Raw genomic sequence first — 24,599 nt, 5'->3', positions numbered from 1 at the left:
GGTGATTTCATCATTATTCTCACTCCCTTTTAAGTGGGTACTGGCAACACCATCTCCTATCTCTACCGCCTTGGCCGCATTGATGCCCATCATTGCTTCTGCAAGTATGGCATCGAGTTTGTAGTAGAGGGGTTCACCCAGTCCTATAGGTACGCCTGTGGCAGTCGTAAGTACCACACCCCCTACAGAGTCATGATTCTCTTTTGCTGCCAAGATCGCAGCTTCCTGTGCAGCTTCCTGTGCAGGGTCAAGGGCGTACATCTTGGAACTTTTTGCATATTCAAAATCTTGTACGGACCCTTTGATACCATCGACTTCACAGAGACCACTCTGTATAGAAACACCCACTTCTTTAAGCATCAGTTTTGCGATGGCACCACCTGCCACACGTGCAGCAGTTTCTCTAGCCGAACTCCTTCCCCCGCCACGGTAATCTCTTAATCCATATTTGTGAAAGTAAGTGAAGTCTGCATGACCGGGACGAAAGAGATCTTTTACATTCTCATAGTCTTTGGATTTTTGGTTGGTATTAAAGATGACCATCGCGATAGGGGTACCCGTACTTACTCCATCAAATGTACCAGAAAGGATCTCAAACTTGTCATCTTCTTTACGTCCTGTTTCCAGTTTAGATTTACCGGGTTTTCTTCTGTCCAGTTCACTTTGAATAAATGCCTCATCTATATTAAGACCTGCAGGTACACCATCAAGTATGCATCCCAGTGCTTTACCATGAGATTCACCAAAAGTAGTGAGAGTTAGTTTTTTTCCAAAGGTATTCATGCTTTTAATTCCTTTAATGCAAGTTCAGCTGCTTTTTGTTGAGCTTCTTTTTTACTTTTACCTTTTGCTGTCGCAATGGTTTTCTCATCAAGTATCACAGCGATAATAAACTCTTTTTTATGGTCTGGTCCCGAAGAATCCAAAAGAGTATACAGAGGAGTCACACCGTGTGTTGCCTGTGTGAGTTCCTGTAAGGCAGTTTTGTAATCCTTTGAAAGAGAATCAAGGTCTATTTTAGGGTGACTTTCTTCCAATAGTTTAATGGATATCTCTTTGGCTGTATTTAATCCTGCTTCAAGGTAAATAGCACCAATGATCGCTTCAAAGGCGTTGGAAAGCAATGAGGGTTTGTCACGTCCATTGTTATTCTCTTCTGCCAATGAAAGGTAGATATATGACCCTAGGTCTAATTTTCTTGCTAAAAGGGTAAAACCGCTTTCATTGACAAGTGACGCACGGATCTTTGAAAGTATGCCTTCATTTGAATTTGGGAACTTTCTAAAAAGGTACTCCCCTACAATGAGGTCAAGTACTGCATCTCCCAAAAACTCAAGCCGCTCATTATTGTAAGGCTTTTTGTCACTTTTATGCGTTAGAGCCTCAATAATCAATTGCTTGTTTTTAAATGTATAGTTCAGTCGTTCTTCTAGTTGACTGTAATCATTCATAAATTTCTCCTATAGTGTTAATTTTATTCTTTCTGCTTCATCTCTGGCCAGTTCATCACAACGTTCATTTTCCGGATGCCCATCATGACCTCTTACCCAGGTACCACTTACATTATGGGGAGCAGCAGCTTCAAGGTATGCTTCCCATAAGTCTACATTTTTTACTTTTGCAAAGTTTCTACGCACCCAACCCTCTAGCCATTCGTTTATGGCTTTAACCACATAAGAACTGTCTGACACGACTTCTACATCACAAGGTTCTTTGAGCAGTTTGAGCCCCTCTATGACACCTTGAAGTTCCATACGGTTGTTTGTGGTGTGTACATTTGAACCAGAGTACTCTTTACACTTTCCTTTATACTCTAAGATGCCTCCATACCCCCCAGGTCCTGGATTGCCCAGGCTGGAGCCATCAGAGTAAAGAGTAATCTGTTTTCGGGCTTGATTTTGCAATTTTTTCCTCAACTTTAACAGAATTTATCGCCATACAGTTTGGACAGCGTTTAAAAGAAACAGGAAAACTCTGTTTACATTTTTGACAGAGATAGGAAAATATCAAATCTCCATCTTCAAAGCCACTTTGTTTTGCTGTTGCTAACATATCTAAACTAAAGAGACCACTATGGGTAGCGGGATCTTGCAGATACCCTTTGGCATAGTAAAGCGTTCGCAGCTTCTCATTCGATGCGATTATATCTAAATCGAGTTGTGAATTTGGTAAGAACCAAAGGACGTCAAGAAGCTCTTTGATACGTTCAGGATCGATGATCTCCCATGCACTTTTGGTATCAAGTTTTAAAAGTGCTGCGGCTATTTGTCGATAGAGGCCGGGTTCTTCTTTTAATATCACTAGAAGACGGTCTATCTTCTCTTGTACAGACATATTTTTATTTGCAAGGAGTTCTGAAAAGTCCAAAAATTTCTCCAGTGACTCTGTGTCTTCACCCAGCATATTAAGAGGACCTAACACTTCTCTGGCCTTATCATATTTTTGCATGATCTCATAGACGATACCCAGTTCATAAAGGACTTTAACATTACGAGGTTTTTTGCGTAAAATTTCTGTATAGATAGATTTGGAACGCTCTAAAAATCCAGCATGAAGATAGGTATTACCCAGGCGTTCCATTAGTTCAATTTCTCCTGGGGCATGTGAAATGTTTTTAATGAGGTAAATATAGATATTGATGGATTTATGGTATTCACCTGTATTTTCAAATGCCTTGGCAAGGAGTGAAAGGGGTTTAAACATATTGGACTCGAAAGGCATGTCGGTTGTTTCCAAAGCACATTCAGAACTGTCAAATTTTTCTAAAAATTTAAGCAGGTTTCCTTCTTCTTTTTGTTGTTTATGAAGTCCCCATCCATAGGTAACAAGCGCAATGATAAGGGAAATGACAACAATGAGCATGATACTGAAAAGGGGGTCATTGTATGAAGGTAATATATGTTCCAAAATAATCCTTAAGAGATGCAATAGTTATGGGTAAAAGGTTAAAGTAACGGTCACGTGAGCTTTACTCTGTTTACGTCCTTAAATTATATCTAATTAGATATAATTTTAGAATGATAGATAATGCCTCGATAGAATCTTTAAAGAACAGTGTAGATATTGTAGATGTAATAGGTAGCTTTATAGAGTTACGTAAAGCAGGAGCAAATTACAAAGCGAACTGTCCTTTTCATGGAGAAAAAACCCCTTCTTTTGTGGTAAGCCCAAGCAAACAGATATACCATTGTTTTGGATGTGGTGTTGGGGGAGACAGCATCAAGTTTGTGATGGAATTAGAAAAACTCTCTTACCCTGAAGCCATAGAAAAACTCGCTTCTATGAATAACTTTTCATTGACTTACACTAAGGGAAGTTCTGACTACTCAGATGCAAAGCGTGTACTTGAAGCCGTAGGGCAATGGTACGTAAAAAATCTTAACCACAATGAACCTGCTATGAAGTATCTGCTTGATAGAGGTATATCTCAAAATTCCATTGAAACGTTTGAGATAGGCTATGTCCCAAGTGGACAGGAAGTGATGCAGTTTTTACAAAGTGCCTTACTTCCTTTACCCCAAGCGGCAGAAGCGGGAATCATCGCACAAAGCGAAAACGGCAATGGGTATTATGCACGTTTAGTGGAGCGGATCACTTTTCCTATCTACTCTATCAGTGCATCACTGGTCGGCTTTGGTGGTCGGACCATCACGAATCATCCTGCGAAGTACATCAACTCTCCCCAAACAAAACTGTTTAATAAGTCGCGGCTTCTATACGGTTATCACTTAGCCAAAGAGAGTATTTATAAAAATAAAAAGATCATCATTTGTGAAGGGTATCTGGATGTAGTGATGTTCCATCAGGCGGGCTTTAAAGAAGCGGTCGCAGGGATGGGAACTGCACTTACAACAGAACATTTACCACTGTTACGTAAAGGGGATCCCAAAGTGATCTTAGCGTATGACGGTGATAAAGCAGGGGTAGCTGCTGCACTTAAAGCGGCCCAGATGTTATCTGTGGCAGGATTTGATGGAGGTGTCGTACTCTTTCCTGACGGACAAGATCCTGCAGACCTTATAGCCAAAGGACAGAGTGAAGCAGTCGCGAAATTACTTCGTGAGGCTAAACCGCTTATCCCTTTTGTATTAGAGATGATTGTTTCTATGTATAATTTAAATGATCCTCGAGCCAAAGAAGCAGCTTTTGGCGCAGTGAAACAGTATCTGGATACACTCAGTCAGATCATCAAAGATGCATACATTCCTATGGCAGCTACGGTATTGGGACTTTCTCCATCATTTTTCGGGAAAGAGACAAACCCTGCCAGGGCAAGAGAAAGCTTCACACAAAAAAGAGATGATGTAGCGCAATTGAGCATTTTAAAGACCCTCATTGAACACCCGGATCTGATAGATAATGTTTTAAGTGTGATGGATATCACTATTTTGGGTAGCTATGCAGAACTTTTTACAGCCCTTATCAACGGTGAGACTGAACACCCTGGTTTGGTAGGATTGAGTGTGGATGATAGTTTAGAAGTGATGACTGAAGAGGAGCTCAACAATGTGCTACGTAGTTTTCTCATAAAACATTATGATCTAAAGCTAAAGAGTATCGCATCTTCTCAACAGATACCATTTGAAAAAAAGAGTTTTCTCATACGCAAGATAAGGACAGATATCATACCCAGGTTGAAAAAGGGTGAATTGGTCGCTTATGAAGCAGGCTTATAATTTTTTTACTTGTTAGAAAGGGAAAATAGTATATAAAGATGTGCAAACATACTTTTTAAATATGAAAAAACAAAACTTAAGGAATTAAAAATGGCAACAGCATCAGCAAGACATATATTGGTAAACGACGAAGCACTTTGTAACGAATTAAAAGAGAAGATAAACTCAGGTGAGATCACTTTTGAAGAAGCAGCAAAGCAAAACTCTACTTGCCCATCAGGTGCAAAAGGTGGAGAGTTAGGTAGCTTTGGTCAAGGTCAAATGGTACCGGAGTTTGATAAAGTTGTTTTCAACGATGAGGTAGGTGTAGTTCACGGTCCAGTACAAACACAATTTGGATATCACCTGCTTGAAATAACAGAGCGTTCATAAAACACATGTAAGATAGGTGTCTTTTACCTGTCTTATGCTAAAATCCTATTCTTCCAACTTGTGGGGCATTAGCTCAGCTGGGAGAGCGCTTCGCTGGCAGCGAAGAGGTCATCGGTTCGATCCCGTTATGCTCCACCAAACTTCAATTCAATCTGATTAAAACAATAAAAACTTTGCCATTACTTTCTATACTAGATACGCGAAAGCAAAGAGCCACTATAGTAAAGCTTGTGATTTGAATGTAACCAAAGGATGCGTATTATATAAGAAACTTAAAGAAAAAAGTTATTAACCTTTTATATACAGTGAACTAAGCTAATATGTTAAGTATTTGTTTTATCTGTAATAAGTTATAACAATTTCAAATATTATAATTATATTGACAATATTATTTATATCATCAGTTAATCTTTCTCTAATGAGAGTCTTAAGGTCTACCCATGCTCGACAATATGAACTTTTATCATTTTATGCACAAACAGATACTTGTAGTGATCGCACTTTTTATCGGTACCGGAATGGGTTATATTTATATAGGGTGGCTTTACTCTTCTTTGTTACCTGAACTTTTATGGTTTTCTGTTGTGTTGGCTCTCTCCTTTTGGGGATATAGACTGCATAGGGTTTTTCTGGATAATGATCTTAGTCTTCAACAAAAAGAAAAATGGCTTGGGCAACTGAGATATTTTTTATTTAGTTATTTTTCTGTTTGGACTGTGATGTTCGTTATGTATACATTACGCAGTGAGATAGCGTTGCACTATGTGGCCATCGCAACACAATTAGGGGTCACTGTTGTCTCTGCAACCATTTTGGCTTCACAGAAAAAACTGGCTGTTGTTACTTTAGCCAGCCTCATGCTGCCTTTGACCATTTATTTTATCTTGGTAGGTGAATTTTATAGTTATCTACTGGCTTTTTTTACAGTGGTTTTAAGTGGTGTCCTGTTATATGCTGCGCACAATACCTTTAACTATCTGATCAAAAGTCAATACCAGGCTTATCATGACTTTTTAACTTCACTTGGAAATAGACGTTATTTTATTGAACTTCTTAATAACTCTATAAAGATCCAAAAACAGGACAACCGCTATGTCTATTTGTTACTGATCGATCTGGACCATTTTAAGACCATTAATGACACTTTGGGGCATGATATTGGAGATTTGTTACTACGTGAAGTTGCAAAGCGTATGTTATCTCTTTCCAAACAATATCAAAACGATGTATCCCGTCTTGGAGGAGATGAGTTTTGTATCCTGAGTTCTTTTTATGATACGGAGGAGGAGTGTTTGAGACATGCTTCATATTTTTCTGAACAAATACTGGGAGTGATCAGAGAAAGCTACCATATAGAAGAGCATCATTTATATATCAGTGCCAGTATCGGTGTGAGTATCATTAGTAATCCTCAAATGGAGGCCAGTATTTTTATTAAAGAAGCTGATATCGCTATGTATGAGGCTAAATTACAGGGGAGAAACGGCATTATACTCTTCAATAGTCAACTGGCAAAACGCGTCGAATGGAAACTTGAAATAGAACGTCTATTACATTTTTCTCTTGAAAATGATGAGATATTTTTGACTTATCAGCCACAGTACAATCCTGAGAATGAGATTATTGGTTGTGAAGTCCTTGCCCGATGGAACAATGAAAAACTTGGAGTTGTCGGTCCTTCAGAGTTTATCCCTATCGCTGAAAAAACAGGTTTCATTATAGAATTGGGATATGACATTTTAAAAAAGTCATTTCAAACATTGAAGAACTGGGAAGAAAAAGGTATTTACTTAGAACAGATGTCGATTAACATCAGTATGCGGCAACTCTTTCATCATAGTTTCCTTCATGATGTTAAACAGCTTTGTGACAAGTGTCTTACAAAAGAACAACGTAGAAAAATAGTGTTTGAAATTACAGAGACTTCAGTTGCTGAAGATGTAAGACAACTGATTATGAATATGAGTATCCTTCAAAATTATGGTATTCGTTTTTCAATGGATGACTTTGGAACAGGATATTCCTCTTTAAGTTATCTTCGTCAGTTGCCTATCGATGAGATCAAGATCGACAAATCATTCATATCAGAGTTGAACAAACTTGAATATGAAGAGGATAGATGCTTTGTTGAGACGATCTTTGCTATTGCTAAAAACCTTAAATTGAATATTGTGGCAGAAGGTATTGAGAATGAAGAGCAGCGAAAGTTTCTAGTAGATCAAAAATGTAATGTTTTACAAGGTTTTTATTTTTCAGAACCCATTAAAGATAATGAATTTGAAAAACTCTTTTTGGATGCTAAACACCTAGAGATAAAAAACCCTCTGATTATTTCAGAGAAGCAACATAGGCTTCAGCTTTTTCCAGATCAAAATAGTAACGTATCGTAGTCACTTTATTTTTGCCTACCCAGCTTGAAATGAGATAGTAGTCTGATGTGATACTGTCAATTGTACTGTAGATCTCCGAATCAAAAAGACCTTGTTGGGATATGTGGAGCTTGTTCTGATCTGTGGTATATACTTCTCTTCTAGGTGAGATATCTCCACTAATAGGTGTATAGATAACTTCTTTGTCAAAAAATGCTACATGTATCAGTACATTAGGTAACCACGGTTCTGCACCATAGGCACAAAGATAAAGTGTTTTTTGATGAAACCTGTCATATAAAGGGATATCGTTTTTTGTCGGATTGACTATTTTGCGACTATAGGGAGTGTAGACTATTTGTTGTTTTATATTAGAAGGTGTATCTTCCACCTCTGTAGCCTCGACAGGGTGAATCTCTGTTGTTTGAGGCATCCTTTTGTTTTCTTCAGCTTTTTTTACAGTGTTCATCTGTGTTGTGTTCGCTTCTGTTGTTTGATATGCTGATATGAAGGCATCAGGAAAAACTTTTTGATAAAAAGGTAAAAGTTTTTCTAGCGTTTCTTTATTGTCTGTATGTGCAGAACAGGCAACATGCTGTTCTCCTCTTTGTTGTATCTCAACAGTTTTTCTTAGTTCGGGAGAGAGTTTGCTTAACTTTTCTTGTAGGGAATCAACATTGTTATATACAGCAATGCGAACAGTATAAGAGATAGAAGCAATGCTTTGTAAAGGTAATATGAGTAATATAGTTATATAAAGTAGACGAAACATTTAAAGGCTCACTTTTATTTGTATTATAGTGGATTTTTTATAAATTAATATCGTGTAGTAGATCAATAAATAAGTGGTGACCCCAAGGAGACTTGAACTCCTGTAACATGGATGAAAACCATGGATCCTAACCGCTAGACGATGGGGCCACAAATATTGAAAAGTTTACAAGCTATAAAATGGTGACCCCAAGGAGACTTGAACTCCTGTAACATGGATGAAAACCATGGATCCTAACCGCTAGACGATGGGGCCATCTGTAACTTGTGGATGGGATTATATAGATAGGGTGCTTAAAAATCTCTTAAATAGTGTATAATTTATCTAAAAAAATGGAAAAATAAATGAATTTTAAAAGAACAGTTTCGCTTCTGATGATGGGGTTTCTTTTCTCTGCATGTGCTCCTAAGGAATATGTTAAACAAAATTCTGCATTCATCATGTTTAAAACACCTACATTCAAATATGCAGACATGGGGTTTATCTATGAGAATGAAGAAGAGGTAAAAGTAGAGATTTACGGCAGTGGACAGGCATTGATGTCTTTAGAGATATCTGAGACTTCCGTGTGCATGAGTTTGTTGGAATGTATGGGTAAAAGTACTTTCAACAAAGAAGTCTTAAGTGATATGTATCCGGAGAATATATTGGAAAATATCTTTAGAGGGAAACCTCTGTTTAATGGTCTTGGCTTAGAGAGAAAAGGTGACGGGTTTACACAAAGAATCATAAAAAAAGATAAATATAATATCGACTATAATGTTTTAAACAATCAAATTATTTTCCATGATACAATCAATACAATACTTATAAAAGTGAAAAAACAATATTAAGGTACTGAAATGGCAAAATTTGTCGGAGCACATGTAAGTGCAAGTGGAGGTGTAGAAAATGCACCACTCAATGCTATGGCTATAGGAGCTAAAGCATTTGCACTTTTTACTAAAAACCAAAGGCAGTGGGTAGCAAAACCTTTAGAGACAAAAACAATAGATGCATTTCATAAAAATCTTGAAGCTTCAGGCATATTGCCTAAACATATATTACCCCATGACTCTTATCTTATAAACCTTGGGCATCCTGAAGTAGAAAAACTTGAAAAATCAAGAGATGCATTTATAGATGAACTGGAACGTTGTCGTATTTTAGGGCTTGACAGACTTAACTTTCATCCAGGTTCTCACTTGACCAAAATAGCTAAAAAAGACCCGGAGTATATGGATAAACTTATGCAGGCAGAATTAGGATGTTTGGATGTTATAGGAGAATCACTTAATAGAGCTATTGAAGCAACTTCAGATTCAAATGTAAAACTTGTCATTGAAAATACTGCAGGACAAGGTTCCAACCTTGGATATAAATTTGAACATTTGGCACATATTATAGATAAGGTAGAAGATAAAAGTCGTGTAGGCGTTTGCATCGATACCTGTCACATGTTTACAGCCGGATATGATATCCGTACCAGAGAAACCTATGATGAGACATGGAACAGTTTTGATAAAGTAGTAGGAAGAGAGTACTTGATGGGAATGCACATTAATGATTCTAAGCCACCTTTAGGTTCTCGTGTGGACAGACACCACTCGTTAGGACAAGGAGAGATCGGATGGGATGCCTTCAAATTCATTATGAATGACTCGCGTATGGATGACATACCACTTGTCTTGGAAACAATTGATGAGTCAATCTGGGCAGAGGAGATCAGGGCATTGTATGCTTTGATTGAGTAAATTGAGATAATTTTTTGGAGTCATGGGACGGGGCTTTTACGAGAAATCATTCAGTAGTTTTCGGCATCAGCCTGTTGGGCCAAAAGTGAGAGAAATTGAATAAAAAATGGAGGAAAAATGGGAAGAATGGTAAAAGGTTTAGCACTTAGTGCAATAGCAAGTTCTGTTGTTATGGCAGGGGGATATAAAATTCCAGAGCAGTCACTGAACTCAATGGCATTGGGAGCTGCCTATGTAGCACATACAACAGGGGCAGATACAGCGTATTTTAACCCGGCAAATATGAGTTTCATGGATGCCGATAAAAGTTATGTAGAGGGTGGCCTTACCCTTGCGCATTTGCCTTCAAATAAATATACATTGATTGCTCCATATTCTGGAGAATCAGAAGAAGAAAATCTTCCAATCCCATTTTTACATTATGTAGCACCGGCGATGGGTGATTTTAGATGGGGTGTTAGTCTTACTGTACCAGGAGGATTAACGAAAAGATGGCATAATCAACCGCAAAAATCATTTGCTGAAGAATTTACATTGAAAGTTATAGAATTCAGCCCTTCAGTTTCATATAAATTAATGGATAATTTGAGTATTGGAGGTGGGTTAAGACTTATATACAGTGAAGGTGTTGTAAAAAATGATGCCACAGATACGGGCACACCTTTTAAAGTTGATATGGAAGGAGATACGATTGAATTTGGATATAACCTGGCTATGACATATAAACCAACAGATGATATCAATATAGCTGCAACATATAGATCAAATATAGATCTTGATGAAGACGGTACGGCAACAATAACATACCCACTTCCCACAGATCCTCCTTCCGGTATTACAATAAGTGGAGATGCTGGAGTATCTGTACCACTACCGGCTGCATTGAATTTAGCTATTTCAAAAACATGGAATAATACCTTTACACTGGAAGCTGTTTATGAAAGAACCTATTGGTCAGAATATAAAACATTAGAATTTACAAATACAAACTTACGAATCTCTCCCAAAAACTGGAAAGATACTGATACTTTTAGATTTGGGGCAACTATCAAAATGGAAAACAAGATCACAGCGATGATGGGGTTTGCTATAGACGAGACACCAGTTCCCGTGGAGAGATTAGGATTTGAACTTCCTGACAGTGATGCCAAGATCTTCTCTATGGGATTCAGATATCAACAATCAGAAAATCTCTCTTGGGGTGCAGCTTTCCTGTATGATAGTAAAGAGAGCTTTTCTGTCCCTGCCGGAGTCAATACTAATCCAGTTCTTCAATATGGGGGAGGATTTAGTGAAGGTGGAGCATTCTTGACCACTATAGGCGTAGCGTACGAGTACTAAGATGGACTACAAGTTTAACAACTTTTATGAACTCATAACCTTTCAGGCAAAAAAGCGCGGAAAGAAAATTGCGCTTTTTGTGGATGATGAGAAGATCACTTATGGAGATATTTTAGTAGCGGTAGATAAATTGGCTGCTTTTTTGTCCGACAAAGGTGTAAAAAAGGGTGACAAGATCGCACTTTTTGTTCGAAATTCACCAGAGTTCATCTATACGATATTCGCGGCTTCAAAACTAGGAGCTATCGTCGTGCCTATCAATACATTTTTGAAAGAGGATGAGCTTAGTTATATTTTAGAAGACAGTGGCAGTTCTGTACTTATGGCATCGAGTATTTATGATAAGGTTGTTAACGGCAGTAAAGCAAGTGTTTTATGCCGGTTTATTGTATGGGAGGGAGATAAAACTGTTCAAGGAGAGCAACATTACTCTTTTGAAGAAGCTTTAAATGCGGAGTTTATGGCAGAGTATACTCCTACAGATTTGGAAGATACAGCAGTGATTATCTATACTTCCGGGACAACAGGTAAACCTAAAGGTGCGATGCTTAGTCATAAAAATATCTTCTCTAATGGACATTCCGGTGCCATGACGATCAAAGTGAAGCCTAAGGACAGGGGTATTGTCTTTTTACCTATGTTTCATTCGTTTACTTTTACCATAGCGATCATGCTTCCTATGTATGTGGGGATGAGCATAGTGATTATTAAATCCCTAAAGCCTTTTGCCAACATTTTCAAACAGACATTACTAAAGCGGGTCACGCTTTTCTTTGGTATCCCTGATGTATATAATGCATTGGCCAAGGCGAAACTGCCATGGTACTTTATGTGGTTCAACAGTATTAGGGCATTTGTCTCCGGGGCAGCTGCATTGCAGCCAAAAACACTTGATGCCATGGCAAAGAAGTTTAAAAGAGCGACGTTACTGGAAGGATATGGACTGAGTGAAGCAAGTCCTGCTGTAAGTATGAATACGTTTAAAAAACAAAAACCTGGATCTGTAGGTAGAGCATTACATGGCTACGAAATAAAGATCGTAGATGAAGAGATGAATGAGGTAGATCGTGGTGCTATAGGTGATATCATCGTTAAGGGTGATAATGTGATGCAAGGGTATCTTAACCGACCTACCGCAACAGAAGAGACTATTATTAACGGCTGGTTGCTTACCAGTGATGTAGGGTATATGGATGATGAAGGATTTTTGTTTATCGTAGATAGAAAAAAAGATCTTATTATCTCAAAAGGTATCAATATCTATCCTCGTGAGATAGAAGAAGTGATAGATGTGTTTGAAGGTGTAGGTGCATCCGCTGTGATAGGTATTGTTGATGAGAAGAGCGGAGAGGTACCTGTTGCATATATAGAACTTGAAGAGGGTGTGGAGACATTAGATGAAGCAGGTTTGAAAAAATATATGAGAGAGCATCTTGCAAATTATAAAATACCCAAACAGATTCATGTCATTAGAACACTGCCTAAAAATGCCACAGGGAAAGTACTTAAACGTGTTCTCAAAGAGAGTCTTAGGGAAGAAGAGTGATAAGAAAACAACAAGCATTTTTTCTCTCTTATTTGGAACCTAAAGCAATTACATCAAAAAAAAGTGATGTAGGCGGAAGGATCAAATGAAAGCGATCATTAATGGGAAGATCCTTTTAGATGATAAGGTCGTCGAAGAGAAAGTGCTTTTATTTGATAATAGAATTGTCAATATCGTGGAAGAGACAGATCATGAAAATGTTGAGATCATAGATGCCAAGGGTGCCTATGTTAGTGCGGGATTCATAGATCTGCATATACATGGTAGTGGTGGTGCAGATGTGATGGATGCAACACCTGATGCCCTGGAAACGATCTCTTCAACCCTTACTCAAACAGGAACCACTTCATTTTTGGCGACAACGATGACCATGTCAAATAAAGCGATTGACAAGGCTTTACAAAATATTCAACTTCATGCTGGCAAGGTCACTGGTGCACATATACTTGGGATTCATCTTGAAGGGCCTTTTATTAATATTTCCAAACATGGGGCACAAGACAAAGACTATGTGCAATCACCTAATGTATCACTTATAGAAAACTATATACAAGAAGTTAAAATGATCACATTGGCACCTGAAATAGAAGGGGCAGAAAGTTTTGTAAAGCTATTGGCAAAAAAGTATCCGCATATTATTTTAAGTATCGGGCATTCTGATGCAAGTTATGAAGAGAGCCAAGAGAGTTTTGCCTGGGGTATCTCTCATGCAACACATTTGTTTAATGCGATGAACCCGTATCATCATAGAAAACCTGGCATAGTAGGTGCAGTGTTTGCCTCTGATGTGACCTGTGACATCATCGCAGATCTGGTCCATACGCATCCGAGTACACTTGAACTGGTACAGAAAGTCAAAAAAGAGAAGCTTATACTCATCACTGATGCTATGCGAGCAGGGTGTATGAAATGCGGAACCTATGATTTGGGTGGTAGGAGTGTTGAGGTCAATAAAGGTAAGGCCGTTCTGGAAGATGGCACACTTGCCGGTTCTGTACTGAAGATGAATGATGCATTGTCAAATATGCGAACACATACTTCAATGAGTCTCGTTGAGATCGTCAATTCTGTGACAAAAATACCTGCACGTAAACTCGGAATTCATAAAGGTGAATTACGAGAAGGCTATGATGCAGATATAGTCATCTTTGATGAAAATTTTAGTATCATGTCAACCATAGTTAGCGGTGAAGTAAAGCACAAAAGGTAAATAGATGTTTGGATTTTTAAAACGTAAAGTAAGAGAGATCAAGTCACCTGTAGATGGACAGGTCGTAGCACTTGAAAGTGTGGATGATGAAGTGTTTTCGCAAAAACTCGTAGGTGACGGTGTAGCGATCATGCCTATGTCAGATGTTTTTACAGCACCGATAGACGGTACGATCACAAAGATCTTTTCTACGAACCATGCATACAGCATTAAAAGTACCAAAGACCTGGAGGTGATGGTGCACATCGGTTTAGAAACTGTTGCACTTGAAGGAAAAGGTTTCGAAAGACTTGCGAATGAAGGTGATGAAGTCAAAGCTGGAGATCCTGTGATCCGTGTTGACCTGGCATATATTCGTGAACATGCCAAAGATATCATCACGCCTATTATCATCTCTGATGACAGTGATGTGAAAAGTATTGAAAAACGATTAAATATTGTAAAAAGCCAAGATATGATTATGGAGGTGAGCTAATGCCACAAAGTGACAATATTTATTATTATGTAGTCTATGGATTAATTTTGGTTGCATTTTTTATTGTGCTCAAGACACCTAAAAATAAGAAGTAATGCTTTAATATAATATTTTCTTAATTTTACTTTTGTATACTGTAATATTATGAAGATACTATTACTTGAGGATGACCAGATTTTATGCGATAGCCTAAAAGAGTTCTTGGAACTTGAGGGCTATGAGGTACATGTAGCACATCGTGGACCTGAAGTGTATGATCTGACTTTTACGCAGAAGTATGACCTCTACATTTTGGATGTGAATGTCCCTGAGATCGATGGTTTTGACGTACTCTCTTCACTGAAAGATGCAGGAGACGAAACACCCGCTATCTATATCACTGCGCTTACTGACATTAATTCTATTTCCAAAGGGTTTGCTATAGGAGCGGATGACTATATCAAAAAACCTTTTGATCCCGAAGAACTGGTGATCCGTATTAAACGTAAATATCAAAGAGATGATGAAGTGATATGTCTTAAGGACATTGTATACAATCCTGTGACAAGGGTTTTGCAAAAAGAGGGTCAAACGATAGGTTTGGGAGAGGTACAGAAAAATCTTTTTCATACACTAATTACTGCACATAATAAAGTTGTAGACAGTTATACACTGATGGATTTTCTAGAACAGCCTACCCCAAATGCTTTACGTGTAAATCTTACAAAACTGAAGAATAAGTTGGGCATCGAGATCAAAAATATACGTGGTCAGGGGTATATGATTGAAAAAATATGAACGTGAGTCATTGAGTAAAAGTTTTTTGATATTTTTGGTACTTTTAGAAGTATTGCTAGCGATTAACTTTTGGAATGAATACCAGGTTAAGAAATTAGAGATAGAAGATAAAATTCATATAGAGATGAAACTATGTGCCTTTACCCTGCAGTGTCAAGGTCTTACAACGGACTTTGTGGATAAGGATGAAGATAAGGAAGAAAACATACTCTATCAAGATGGTGATTTTTATAGCTATTTCAAGGTACCAACATCAGATAGGTATTTGATGAAAGTGGTCTACTCAAAAACAAATTATATACTCAGGCTGGAAAAGTTAGCAAATAAACTTTATAGAAGATTTTGGTTCTACTCCATTTTTGCTATGCTGGTTTCTCTTCTTTTTTCTATCTATTCACTTATGCCACTGCAAAGGGCACTTCGCCTTAATGAAGAGTTTGTGAAGGATATTCTTCATGATTTTAATACGCCTATCAGTTCCATGATGATCAATCTAAAACTTTTTAAAAGAGAGATAGGGGAGAATCAAAAAATACAAAGACTTGAAAATAATATCCAAAGCATACTCTCTTTGCAGGATAATTTACGCATTTTTCTTAAAGGGGTCCCCGCACAGTCAGAAAAGTTTTCTTTGAAAGAGTTACTACAGGACCGTGTACATTATTTTGAAGTACTGTACCCTGATGTAACCTATAAAATAGATATCGATAAAACGATATTAGAGACAAATATAGATGCGTTCACACGTATTGTGGATAATCTTTTAAGCAATGCAGGGAAATACAATATTGCCAATGGTACCGTGGATATTGTATTAAAAGGGAGTAATTTAATGATACATGATACGGGTAAAGGAATTGAAAATCCTTCAAAAGTGTTTGATAGATATTATAAAGAGCAGGACAGAGGGATAGGGATAGGCTTACATATTGTGAAAAAACTTTGTGATGAATTGATGATACCTATCAACATACAAAGCAAGAAGGATGCGGGTACAATGATTGGATTAAATCTCACTTCTGTTGTGCATACTTCTTAGTGAATCATAATTCTATGGGGTATTTTGGCTTTCCTTCATCAGAATCAAGATGCGTTCTTTGTATTTTGGGTTTTTATTGATCTTGTATGCAGCGATGAGATCTTCTAGCGAACCTTCATTAAAGAGATTTTCTTCTTCTAGATCGGTTTTTCTTTGTTTTAGCATATTGTACTGTTGGTATGAGAGCATATCTCTTGTAGATCTTTGCGAAAGATAGGCCGACAGTTCATCAAGAGATGACTCATGTAAATAGTAAGCATAAGGTGCATATTTCTTGATGGATGCAGTCGGAAGTTTTAATTTTTTGGCAATGATCTGTAACTGTTCTATTTGTGCGGGGGTTGTAGCCAGTTTTTCGTAATGCATATAATCATCATATATCAATGATCTGGGAAGTGTTGTTTTAATATTTTTTATCTTAGTCGCATCATACGTTGCAATAGCATGTTTGTAAAGATCCTGGAGACGTGAGTAGTCTTTCACATCAACTAAAAGTGTCTTAACGCCTTTGTATCGTCTTAGAGATACGGATGCCATATATCCTACTGCTTCTAGAGAATCAATCGTACGATATCCCTTGCGTTTAAATTTTTTTACTACATGGCTAAATTTTGTCTTTGGGGTTGCATTGAGGGCAAGTGCCTGTTTTTCCGGATTTGACAAATTATAGAGTATATATTGGTTTTTTCGATGAAGCAGTATACCCAATTCGTTCTCTTCTTCATGATAAAGATAGAGGTAATTTTTATCATCTTTCATCACTTTGAGCGCTGTTCTTGTGAAGTAGGCCCTGTTGTGTTTCATATAAGGCGTATATTTTACAATGGTTACTTTGTCAACTTCATCTGCGACAAACAAGCTGTTCAATCCACAACCATGAAGCAGCAGAAAGAACAAAACTACCACCATTTTATACATCAGGACTCCTTGAAAATTTTGATATATAGTGTAACGTGTATAAGTTAATCTATAACTAACGAATTCTTAAAAAATATTTAGGCATTTTGTAAGAGTGCCTTCATTTTTTCGGCGACACTTTCTGCTTTGGTTCCCAGTACTACTTGGATACTGTGCTTATCTGGTCGGATGACACCTTTGGCACCTAAGGCAATGAATACATCATCTCTCAGTAGCGAACTGTCTTGCACCTGCATACGTAATCTCGTGATGCATGCATCGGTATTGATGATATTGTCACTGCCTCCAAATGCAGTTATAAATGCTTGTGCTTCATCATCTTCCTGTATGTTTTTTTCTTCTGTTGTCTCTTCAAAAATAGTCAGCTTAAATAGCTTGATCGTATAGTAAGAACTGACAAAATAAATGAAAGCAAAGACTGCCCCCAAAGGGAGAATAAACAGAGGATTTGTTGCAAGTTTGTAGTTAATAACATAATCTATGAAGCCTGCAGAAAAACCAAACCCTGCATGAATATCTAACATCTGTGCTATAGCGAGGGCGAGACCGGTAAGTAGGGCATGTAAAACAAAGAGCAGAGGAGCTACAAACAAAAAGAGAAACTCTAAAGGCTCGGTGATCCCTGTGAGAAACGAGGTAAATGCAACCCCTGCCAAAATGGCACCTACTTTTTTACGAGATTCTTTTGGCGTGTTCAAGTAGATATCATAGGCCATTGCAGGCAGACCAAACATCATTACCACATAAAAACCTGACATATAGACACCTGCTGTTTTATCACCGGCAAAAAAACGATGTAAGTCTCCATTGGCCACCACTTCTACTCCATCTTTAAGATAGGTGTATTCTCCGAGTTGAAACCAAAATACAGAGTTGAGTATATGGTGCAGTCCCAAGGGGATAAGTAGACGGTTGAGTGTACCGTAGATGAATGTACCTATCTCATTGAGTCCGATGATCGCATTTGAAAATGCATCAATACCACTTTGTGCAAAGTGCCAGAAATAACCAGCGAGTACACCCACCCCTATAGCAGCAACAGCGGTAATAATGGGAACAAAACGTTTTCCTCCAAAGAAACCTAAAAATTCAGGCAGTTTGATGTCATGATAACGGTTGTAAAGTGTTCCGGCAAGGACACCGATGATAATACCTACAAAGACACCCATGTTCACATCTTTGTCTATACTAAGATAGACGGCCTTGGCCATAAGTACACCTATAGCGCCTGCAAGTGCAGCTGCACCATCATTATTCTTGGCTAATCCATAAGCGATACCTATACCGAAAAGAAGATCAAGATGAGAGAAGATCGCATCTCCGGCACTTTTCATGATAAGGGCGACCTGACCATCGAAAATGTCTCCAAAACCTAAGCGAAGTAGAAGAGCAGCAACGGGAAGCACTGCAATAGGGGTCATCAGTGCTTTACCAATGCGTTGAAGTAAATTAAACATTATCATCCTTTAATAGAACGTGTAGAGAGCAAAGCTCTCCACACTGCGTTAACACTGTGTTTGCTTCAGCAGCAGGCTCAAGCGACTGGTCGCTTTGTTTACACATTCCGTATCTCCTCTTTTGTTTGTGCTATGCATTTATGGGCAACACTGAGTGTTTCTATGCCTAAGTTTAAAAGTTTGGGTATAGCATCTTTATTTCCGGCCAGTTCACCACAGATACTCACGGGTTTTGTTGCTTTATTGAGGATGGTCTCAATTGCAGAAAAGACTGCAGGTGAGAGTTCATCTGCTTTGAGCACAGAGTGTGTCCTCTCTATGGCAAAAAGGTATTGAGTAAGGTCATTGGTTCCGATGGAGTAGAAGTCTACGACATCGTTAAATGATTCCAACAAGAAAAGTACCGATGGCACTTCTATCATGATTCCAAAGAGAAGGTTTGAAATATCAAGCTGATATTTTTTAGCTACATCTTGGGCAAAAGATTTTGTTTGTATAAACTCTTCCACAGAGCTGACCATAGGGAACATGATCTTTATAGGCTTGTTATCTGCAGCAAGGAAGATAGCATGTAATTGCTCTTCCAAGAGTTCAGGGTGCGTCTTAAATAGACGTACACCGCGTATACCTAAAAAAGGATTGTCTTCTGAATCTATTTGTATATAAGGCAGGTTTTTGTCCCCACCAACATCCAGTGTGCGCACGGTAATGTCATCAAAGATATCAAAGATTTCTTTGTAGTCTTTGTGTTGTTTTTCTAAAGAAGGCTTTACATCCTTAAATAAAAATTCAGAACGTAAAAGACCTATCCCCTCTGCCCCATTTTCTTTAGCTTCTTTTGCTGTGTTGATGTCTGTAACATTGGCAAAGACTTTAATATGTTTGCCTTTTTGTGTTGTTGCAGATTCAAAACGTTTTTTGGCAGAGAGTTCTTTGTGTGTGGTATCTTTCTCTAAACGTTCTTTTGCTTTTTGTATGTCATCGCTGCTTGGATCTTGAACGACGACTCCTGAGTGCGTATCAAGTATGATAGTCTCATTTTCAACAAGGCTCTGGGTGTTTGCAACAAGAGAACAAATACCTGAGGCACGAAGCAAGATAGCCGTATGGGAGTTAACAGAAGTCTCTTTTAAGATCACACCAGCAACTTTTGTATCTAGAAGTGTATCGATCTCGCTGGGAAGCAGATCATTACATAGCAGAATAAAAGGTCTATCCGGGAAAGTGACATTTACCTCTAGACCCAAATGTTTCTTGACACGTTGGAGTATATCTTGATAATCACTTCTCTTAGAGTCAAGTTTTGTGCCTAAAAGTTTTTTTGATTCTTCCTCAATGCGCTGCTCAAATTCTGCTAATGTTTGGCATGTATCCCCCAGAGATGCCAGAAGCTCTTTTTGTGCAAGGTAGATACCGGCGTTTTCATCCTCTTTCTGCTTCGTATAAAGTATGTCAAGTTCTCTTACGCTGGCATGTAGAGCCTCTTCAAATTGTATAGTAGATTTGTGTTGTACTTCTTGAGTATGATAGGTATAGGTGGAGGCAATGGCGATGCCTTGAGAGATGATCTCACCTTCCAAAATGGAACCCTGATAACGGTAAGCAGTTCTTTCTATCTGTTTGATCTCTTTGTCGTCGTGCATCAGTGTTTCAAAAAGTAGTTGAAGTTTTTCAAGGGCTTCATCTGCTTTTTTCCCTTTAGCGATCAGTGTAAAAGTATCTCCTCTTTCTAAGGAGAGTGAAAGTAACGTATTAACACCTTTAGTGTCAACAGTTCTGTCTTTAAAGGTAGCGGTGATATGACAAGAAAATGATTTGGCCAAAGAAGCAAATTGTGCAACGGGTCTGAGGTGAAACCCGTTATTAGAAGTGACAGTCAGTTGCGTAGAAAGTGGTTTTGGAAACAGGTTTTTAAACAGGAACATCTCTTATTTTATATCTCTTACACAACGAACATATCGGCCATAAAGTCCAGATGCAGTTTTTGTGGCACCATCTCTGAAAATAATACCCCAGAAGTCATTACTCGTTCTTGCAGATACTGTACTTGACCAGTAGATAGTATCATTGTCAACATGTGTAAACTCTTTAACAATAGCAGGTTTATATCTACTGTGATCAACAATAGAAATCAGTTCAGTGAGTGTAGGCAAACGCCAATTCTCATATTCACCAAGTTTTAATGCCTGGCAGTAGGCTTTTGCTTCAAGGTGTGTCATTTTTTCTTCTGAGGTGTGGAGGGTGTCTTCCCAGATCAGATTGTTTTTAGGATCTTTAACCATGGTTGGTTCAGCCATTGCCATAGATGAAACTATAGCCATTATCAATACTATACGCATATGCTCTCCTTTTTTATACATTAATGTCTTATTCAAAGTATAGCAAATATTTGTTATACTCAAAGTATTATCAACTATTAGGAATACGATTGAAACACCTTATTGACTTTATTGAAACGAAAGATGTCACCCAGACATCTATTTTTGAACATTTAAAATGTACGAAGGAAGAAGCATCACTGGTACAGTATATTTGCAAGCGTTACGTGTCAGGGCTGGAAGAAGTCTCTGTCCTGGAGATACTTCAAGACAACTTTTCATCAGAGGGTTATGTCTATTTGGAAAAACTGGGGCTGGTTAAAAATCTTTTGGATCTGGGTTGGATGATCCAAGTGAGTTTTGGACAGGTGAAAGCACATGAAGCATCCAAGTTGGAACTTTTAAGTACTTCTGTGACACCAAGTATTTCTTTGCTCCGTTTGCTTGAAGAGGGTTCATTAGAGATCTTTCTTCCTGAGGTCAAACCTTACACAGACCATCTAGAGTATCTTCAAGATCAGTTTGATATGGTGGCACTTTTACATAAGATAGCTACATTTAAACAAGGTTTTGCCGATAACTCACTGAGTATAGGACGTCTTAAAAATAAATTGACACTATTGACAACCCGTATAGAAGAACGTGTCAAGATGACAGAAGCACCTATCGTGGTAGAAGAATTTTTTAAAGAAAAAGAACTTGATGAGAAAGAAAAACGTATCTTTTTAGCCTTACTAAAAGAAGAATATAGTGGGGGAGAAGGGCAGTTTCGAGACATGAACACTTTGATAGAACTCATAAGTTTTGATGAGTATGAGAAGATAAAAAATCGTGCTTTGCTTGAAGATGGTGCAAGACTCATAAGTGATGACATTATCGACTATGAAGAGATCTTGAATATGTTTGGCGGAGTGAGCCGTTCTTTTTATCTCCAAGAAGAGGTGATGCAGCGTATTATACATCCTAAAAAAAGTAAAAAAGTAACAAAGCTAAAGTTGGATGCTTTGGTTCAGGAACAGGAACTTTTTGAGTACTTAAAACCTACAACTACGTTGGATGATGTGGTCTTACATCCTAAAACCAGAGAGACACTGCAAAACGTTGTCAAACAGGTTGACAAAGAGGTATTTAAAAAACTCCGAGAGTGGGGTATTAAAGACAAACGTAAAGGGATTGATGCACGTATTATTTTCTATGGGGCTGCAGGTACGGGTAAAACGATGACTGCGATGAGCCTGGCTAAAACACTGAAGCGCCCTATACTATCATTTGACTGTTCTAAAATTCTTTCTATGTATGTAGGGGAGAGTGAAAAGAATGTACGTAAGATATTTGATGATTTTAAAGAGTTAAGCAAAAAAGCAAAAGTAGATCCTATTTTACTGCTCAATGAAGCAGACCAGTTTTTGAGTGCAAGAAGTGAGGGTGCAGGGAGTTCTGCAGACAAAATGCATAACCAAATGCAAAATATCTTCCTTGAACAGATAGAAAAATTTGAGGGAATACTCATCGCAACAACCAATTTGTTGGGCAACATAGATAAAGCTTTTTCTCGACGCTTTAATTACAAGATCGAATTTAAAAAACCAGGTAAAAAACAACGTCTCAGACTCTGGCAGTTCATGCTCCCTGAAAATGCAGATTACGAAGAGGGCTTTGATATAGAAGAATTGGCAAAACATGAACTCACAGGGGGTCAGATAAACCTGATTCTCAAAAATACAGCCTATAAAGTAGCTGTACGTGAAGAGAGTGTGTTTGGAAATCAAGATTTCCTGGAAGAGATAGAAAAAGAACTTGGTTCCAGTTTTGAAGGTGTGAAAAGTATGGGCTTTAAAGTCTAAAGAAGAGGCTACTGTACCAATTCAGCTTTTGCCCCCATCAGTTGAATGATCCCGCCTTTGACATTGAGTGGCGTAAATCCATTCTCTTCTAATATACGAGATGCTGAGACGCTTCTACTCCCTGTTCTGCAGTACACGATGATCTTTTTATCTTTATCCTGTTTGAGCATACCCAGGTTTTTACTTAGCGCTTGCACCGGAATGAGTACCGCGTTTCTGAGATGACCACTTTTATATTCTTGTATGGTTCGGACATCAAGAAGTGTTACATTATCGTCATTTTCCAGCAAATGCATAGCTTGTTTAGCATCAATGGATTGAAAGTTGGCAAATATCCATCCTTTGGAGTAGGCAAACCAGAAAATCAAGCCTGCCATCGCTATCCAATAGAGTATATTCATATAGTTTTTGAGAAGATTCACTTTATGATTCCTTATAGTTATAATAATTTCATTTGATATTGTATCTGCATTTTCTTTGCATATTAATAGTTACATCTTGTTACATACTAAAAACTAATCACACAAAGCATCACGTCCCAAAAATATTTTAACTATCTTTCAGATAATATAAAAGAGATATTCTGAAGAGTTCTCTACACTGAAAAAACAAGTGAACACTTGTTGCCCAAGGCGCGTTTCAGGGAGAGGAACTTGAAAATGAGCTTCGCTCACTTTCAAATAGAATTATGAAAATAAAGGGATTAATATGACTCATGTAATTACAGAACATCCATATTTCGGTGTATTTGTTTTATTCGCGTTAACAGCAGTGGCGTTCCCCGCGACGTTATGGGCTGCACGCTTTGTTAGTAGAAAATTTGCACGGCTTGATACTGAAAGACTTAAATTAAGTATATACGAATGTGGACCAGAGGTAACTAAACAACCTAACACTATTTCTGCACATTTTTACCTGATAGCACTTTTGTTTATCTTGTTTGATGTAGAGATTATCTTTATGGTCCCTTGGGCGATCGACTTTAAATTACTTGGTTGGTTTGGTTTTGCTGAGATGATACTATTTATATTACTACTTACGATTGGTTTCGTATATGCATGGAAAAAAGGAGCACTTGAATGGCACAGCATCAAGTAAATTACGCCAGTTCTGCTGGCTTACCGATAGCATTGACTTCGGTAGACAAACTCGTAAACTGGGGGCGTTCAAACTCACTTTGGCCGCTTACCTATGGACTCGCATGTTGTGCGATCGAAATGATGGCCTCTGGTGCTTCACGTTATGACTTCGATAGAATGGGAACGATCTTTAGAGCGTCTCCAAGACAAGCAGATGTAATGATCCTGGCAGGGACACTTTCTAAAAAACACTCAGAGTTTGCCAGAAGACTTTATGACCAGATGACAGAACCTAAATGGGTGATCTCTATGGGTTCATGTGCAAATACCGGTGGTATGTTTAATACATATGCAACAGTACAGGGTGTTGACCGTATCATTCCTGTGGATATTTATCTTCCAGGTTGTGCACCACGTCCTGAAACACTTCAGTATGCACTTATGATGCTTCAAAAGAAAATACGTAAAGAGTCTGCAGATATGAAAAAGAATACAAAGCAGGATTTAACGACACAAACTGGTAAAAGAGCGAGGTTGATCTAATGAGAAAATATGTACCAAAAGACAACGTTCAGGGAAAAGCATACTATACCGACAGATTTTGGGTTGCACCACGTGTACCCAGAGAAGCTGTAGAAGATGCACATTTTGCTGAAGTTGTAAAAGCACTTGG

24 protein-coding genes and 3 tRNA genes are annotated in these 24,599 nt (G+C 38.1%); 15 read left to right on the top strand and 12 right to left on the bottom strand.

Annotated features, from left to right (window positions below; all coding sequences use genetic code 11):
• The 4 genes from aroC to ABYK33_RS05380 form a co-directional block, all read right to left on the bottom strand.
• Positions 1–783, bottom strand: a 783-nt coding sequence (aroC, locus tag ABYK33_RS05395) for a chorismate synthase (RefSeq protein WP_373031985.1), incomplete at its 3' end; no start/stop codon positions are given.
• The gene (rnc, locus tag ABYK33_RS05390) at positions 780–1,451 is read right to left on the bottom strand and encodes a ribonuclease III (RefSeq protein WP_373031984.1); all 672 of its coding nucleotides are present in this window, start codon (positions 1,449–1,451) and stop codon (positions 780–782) included. The genes rnc and aroC, both read right to left, overlap by 4 nt.
• 9 nt (positions 1,452–1,460) lie before the next feature.
• Positions 1,461–1,904 (bottom strand): ribonuclease HI, encoded by a 444-nt coding sequence (rnhA, locus tag ABYK33_RS05385; protein ID WP_373031983.1) that lies wholly within the window; start codon positions 1,902–1,904, stop codon positions 1,461–1,463.
• Positions 1,864–2,907 carry a hypothetical protein gene (locus ABYK33_RS05380; RefSeq protein ID WP_373031982.1) on the bottom strand — a complete coding sequence of 348 codons (1,044 nt, stop codon included), beginning with the start codon at positions 2,905–2,907 and terminating at the stop codon, positions 1,864–1,866. The genes rnhA and ABYK33_RS05380 overlap by 41 nt, the downstream gene beginning before the upstream one ends.
• A 110-nt stretch (positions 2,908–3,017) precedes the next feature.
• On the opposite strand from ABYK33_RS05380, the gene dnaG reads away from it, so the two are divergent.
• From dnaG to ABYK33_RS05360, 4 genes are all read left to right on the top strand, one after another.
• Positions 3,018–4,676 (top strand): DNA primase, encoded by a 1,659-nt coding sequence (gene dnaG / locus ABYK33_RS05375; protein ID WP_373031981.1) that lies wholly within the window; start codon positions 3,018–3,020, stop codon positions 4,674–4,676.
• 90 nt (positions 4,677–4,766) lie between these two features.
• Positions 4,767–5,048 carry a peptidylprolyl isomerase gene (locus tag ABYK33_RS05370; protein ID WP_373031980.1) on the top strand — a complete coding sequence of 94 codons (282 nt, stop codon included), beginning with the start codon at positions 4,767–4,769 and terminating at the stop codon, positions 5,046–5,048.
• A gap of 62 nt (positions 5,049–5,110) precedes the next feature.
• Positions 5,111–5,186 (top strand) — tRNA-Ala (locus tag ABYK33_RS05365).
• Between the two features lie 302 nt (positions 5,187–5,488).
• The gene (locus ABYK33_RS05360; RefSeq protein ID WP_373031979.1) at positions 5,489–7,438 is read left to right on the top strand and encodes an EAL domain-containing protein; all 1,950 of its coding nucleotides are present in this window, start codon (positions 5,489–5,491) and stop codon (positions 7,436–7,438) included.
• Here the strand turns inward: ABYK33_RS05360 and ABYK33_RS05355 are convergent.
• From ABYK33_RS05355 to ABYK33_RS05345, 3 genes are all read right to left on the bottom strand, one after another.
• Positions 7,377–8,189, bottom strand: a complete 813-nt coding sequence (locus ABYK33_RS05355) for a hypothetical protein (RefSeq protein WP_373031977.1) — start codon at positions 8,187–8,189, stop codon at positions 7,377–7,379. The two genes, ABYK33_RS05360 and ABYK33_RS05355, sit on opposite strands and share 62 nt — an antisense overlap.
• Positions 8,190–8,263: 74 nt before the next feature.
• Positions 8,264–8,338: transfer RNA gene (locus ABYK33_RS05350), tRNA-Glu, on the bottom strand.
• 31 nt (positions 8,339–8,369) lie between these two features.
• Positions 8,370–8,444, bottom strand: a tRNA-Glu gene (locus ABYK33_RS05345).
• Positions 8,445–8,533: 89 nt separating this feature from the next.
• Here ABYK33_RS05345 and ABYK33_RS05340 point away from each other — a divergent pair.
• From ABYK33_RS05340 to ABYK33_RS05305, 8 genes are all read left to right on the top strand, one after another.
• On the top strand, positions 8,534–9,022 hold the full coding sequence (locus tag ABYK33_RS05340) for a hypothetical protein (protein ID WP_373031976.1): 489 nt from the start codon (positions 8,534–8,536) through the stop codon (positions 9,020–9,022).
• Between the two features lie 9 nt (positions 9,023–9,031).
• Positions 9,032–9,922 carry a deoxyribonuclease IV gene (nfo, locus tag ABYK33_RS05335; protein ID WP_373031974.1) on the top strand — a complete coding sequence of 297 codons (891 nt, stop codon included), beginning with the start codon at positions 9,032–9,034 and terminating at the stop codon, positions 9,920–9,922.
• A 117-nt stretch (positions 9,923–10,039) separates the two neighbouring features.
• The gene (locus ABYK33_RS05330; protein WP_373031972.1) at positions 10,040–11,263 is read left to right on the top strand and encodes an OmpP1/FadL family transporter; all 1,224 of its coding nucleotides are present in this window, start codon (positions 10,040–10,042) and stop codon (positions 11,261–11,263) included.
• 1 nt (position 11,264) lies between these two features.
• Positions 11,265–12,809: a long-chain-fatty-acid--CoA ligase gene (locus ABYK33_RS05325; RefSeq protein ID WP_373031971.1), complete on the top strand. Its 1,545-nt coding sequence runs from the start codon at positions 11,265–11,267 to the stop codon at positions 12,807–12,809.
• Between the two features lie 85 nt (positions 12,810–12,894).
• Positions 12,895–14,019: an N-acetylglucosamine-6-phosphate deacetylase gene (nagA, locus tag ABYK33_RS05320; RefSeq protein ID WP_373031970.1), complete on the top strand. Its 1,125-nt coding sequence runs from the start codon at positions 12,895–12,897 to the stop codon at positions 14,017–14,019.
• Positions 14,020–14,023: 4 nt separating this feature from the next.
• Positions 14,024–14,494 (top strand): PTS glucose transporter subunit IIA, encoded by a 471-nt coding sequence (locus tag ABYK33_RS05315; RefSeq protein ID WP_373031968.1) that lies wholly within the window; start codon positions 14,024–14,026, stop codon positions 14,492–14,494.
• Positions 14,495–14,638: 144 nt separating this feature from the next.
• On the top strand, positions 14,639–15,271 hold the full coding sequence (locus tag ABYK33_RS05310; protein ID WP_373031966.1) for a response regulator transcription factor: 633 nt from the start codon (positions 14,639–14,641) through the stop codon (positions 15,269–15,271).
• Positions 15,258–16,310, top strand: coding sequence for a sensor histidine kinase (locus ABYK33_RS05305; protein WP_373031964.1), 1,053 nt, complete (start codon positions 15,258–15,260; stop codon positions 16,308–16,310). Before ABYK33_RS05310 ends, ABYK33_RS05305 begins: the two co-directional genes overlap by 14 nt.
• Before the next feature lie 12 nt (positions 16,311–16,322).
• Here the strand turns inward: ABYK33_RS05305 and ABYK33_RS05300 are convergent, their stop codons facing one another.
• The 4 genes from ABYK33_RS05300 to ABYK33_RS05285 all read right to left on the bottom strand — a co-directional run bounded on the left by ABYK33_RS05300 (position 16,323) and on the right by ABYK33_RS05285 (position 21,024).
• On the bottom strand, positions 16,323–17,228 hold the full coding sequence (locus ABYK33_RS05300; protein ID WP_373031963.1) for a hypothetical protein: 906 nt from the start codon (positions 17,226–17,228) through the stop codon (positions 16,323–16,325).
• Between the two features lie 77 nt (positions 17,229–17,305).
• The gene (locus tag ABYK33_RS05295) at positions 17,306–18,685 is read right to left on the bottom strand and encodes a PTS transporter subunit EIIC (protein ID WP_373031962.1); all 1,380 of its coding nucleotides are present in this window, start codon (positions 18,683–18,685) and stop codon (positions 17,306–17,308) included.
• Between the two features lie 98 nt (positions 18,686–18,783).
• Positions 18,784–20,610: an HPr family phosphocarrier protein gene (locus tag ABYK33_RS05290; protein WP_373031961.1), complete on the bottom strand. Its 1,827-nt coding sequence runs from the start codon at positions 20,608–20,610 to the stop codon at positions 18,784–18,786.
• 3 nt (positions 20,611–20,613) lie between these two features.
• Positions 20,614–21,024, bottom strand: coding sequence for a DUF1566 domain-containing protein (locus ABYK33_RS05285; RefSeq protein ID WP_373031960.1), 411 nt, complete (start codon positions 21,022–21,024; stop codon positions 20,614–20,616).
• Between the two features lie 89 nt (positions 21,025–21,113).
• Between ABYK33_RS05285 and ABYK33_RS05280 the strand changes: the two genes are divergently transcribed.
• The gene (locus ABYK33_RS05280; RefSeq protein ID WP_373031959.1) at positions 21,114–22,847 is read left to right on the top strand and encodes an ATP-binding protein; all 1,734 of its coding nucleotides are present in this window, start codon (positions 21,114–21,116) and stop codon (positions 22,845–22,847) included.
• Between the two features lie 8 nt (positions 22,848–22,855).
• On the opposite strand, the gene ABYK33_RS05275 is transcribed toward ABYK33_RS05280, so the two are convergent.
• Positions 22,856–23,269, bottom strand: a complete 414-nt coding sequence (locus ABYK33_RS05275; protein WP_373031958.1) for a rhodanese-like domain-containing protein — start codon at positions 23,267–23,269, stop codon at positions 22,856–22,858.
• A gap of 286 nt (positions 23,270–23,555) precedes the next feature.
• Here ABYK33_RS05275 and ABYK33_RS05270 point away from each other — a divergent pair, with 286 nt between their 5' ends.
• Positions 23,556–23,945, top strand: a complete 390-nt coding sequence (locus tag ABYK33_RS05270) for an NAD(P)H-quinone oxidoreductase subunit 3 (protein WP_373031956.1) — start codon at positions 23,556–23,558, stop codon at positions 23,943–23,945.
• A complete protein-coding gene (locus ABYK33_RS05265) occupies positions 23,927–24,469 on the top strand; it encodes an NADH-quinone oxidoreductase subunit B family protein (RefSeq protein ID WP_373030054.1) in 543 nt (180 codons plus the stop codon). The genes ABYK33_RS05270 and ABYK33_RS05265 overlap by 19 nt, the downstream gene beginning before the upstream one ends.
• Positions 24,470–24,599 lie beyond the last annotated feature (130 nt).

This window comes from Sulfurovum sp. (assembly GCF_041562805.1).
Classification (GTDB): Bacteria; Campylobacterota; Campylobacteria; order Campylobacterales; family Sulfurovaceae; genus Sulfurovum.
The sequence above is the reverse complement of the archived record's forward strand: the minus strand, read 5'-3'. Positions and strand labels throughout refer to the sequence as shown.

Coding starts and splice junctions, on each gene's coding strand:
- rnc (WP_373031984.1), bottom strand. CDS start 1,451: ATGAATGATTACAGTCAACTAGAAGAACGACTGAACTATACATTTAAA.
- dnaG (WP_373031981.1), top strand. CDS start 3,018: ATGATAGATAATGCCTCGATAGAATCTTTAAAGAACAGTGTAGATATT.
- ABYK33_RS05370 (WP_373031980.1), top strand. CDS start 4,767: ATGGCAACAGCATCAGCAAGACATATATTGGTAAACGACGAAGCACTT.
- ABYK33_RS05360 (WP_373031979.1), top strand. CDS start 5,489: ATGCTCGACAATATGAACTTTTATCATTTTATGCACAAACAGATACTT.
- ABYK33_RS05355 (WP_373031977.1), bottom strand. CDS start 8,189: ATGTTTCGTCTACTTTATATAACTATATTACTCATATTACCTTTACAA.
- ABYK33_RS05340 (WP_373031976.1), top strand. CDS start 8,534: ATGAATTTTAAAAGAACAGTTTCGCTTCTGATGATGGGGTTTCTTTTC.
- nfo (WP_373031974.1), top strand. CDS start 9,032: ATGGCAAAATTTGTCGGAGCACATGTAAGTGCAAGTGGAGGTGTAGAA.
- ABYK33_RS05330 (WP_373031972.1), top strand. CDS start 10,040: ATGGGAAGAATGGTAAAAGGTTTAGCACTTAGTGCAATAGCAAGTTCT.
- ABYK33_RS05325 (WP_373031971.1), top strand. CDS start 11,265: ATGGACTACAAGTTTAACAACTTTTATGAACTCATAACCTTTCAGGCA.
- nagA (WP_373031970.1), top strand. CDS start 12,895: ATGAAAGCGATCATTAATGGGAAGATCCTTTTAGATGATAAGGTCGTC.
- ABYK33_RS05315 (WP_373031968.1), top strand. CDS start 14,024: ATGTTTGGATTTTTAAAACGTAAAGTAAGAGAGATCAAGTCACCTGTA.
- ABYK33_RS05310 (WP_373031966.1), top strand. CDS start 14,639: ATGAAGATACTATTACTTGAGGATGACCAGATTTTATGCGATAGCCTA.
- ABYK33_RS05300 (WP_373031963.1), bottom strand. CDS start 17,228: ATGTATAAAATGGTGGTAGTTTTGTTCTTTCTGCTGCTTCATGGTTGT.
- ABYK33_RS05295 (WP_373031962.1), bottom strand. CDS start 18,685: ATGTTTAATTTACTTCAACGCATTGGTAAAGCACTGATGACCCCTATT.
- ABYK33_RS05290 (WP_373031961.1), bottom strand. CDS start 20,610: ATGTTCCTGTTTAAAAACCTGTTTCCAAAACCACTTTCTACGCAACTG.
- ABYK33_RS05285 (WP_373031960.1), bottom strand. CDS start 21,024: ATGCGTATAGTATTGATAATGGCTATAGTTTCATCTATGGCAATGGCT.
- ABYK33_RS05270 (WP_373031956.1), top strand. CDS start 23,556: ATGACTCATGTAATTACAGAACATCCATATTTCGGTGTATTTGTTTTA.
- ABYK33_RS05265 (WP_373030054.1), top strand. CDS start 23,927: ATGGCACAGCATCAAGTAAATTACGCCAGTTCTGCTGGCTTACCGATA.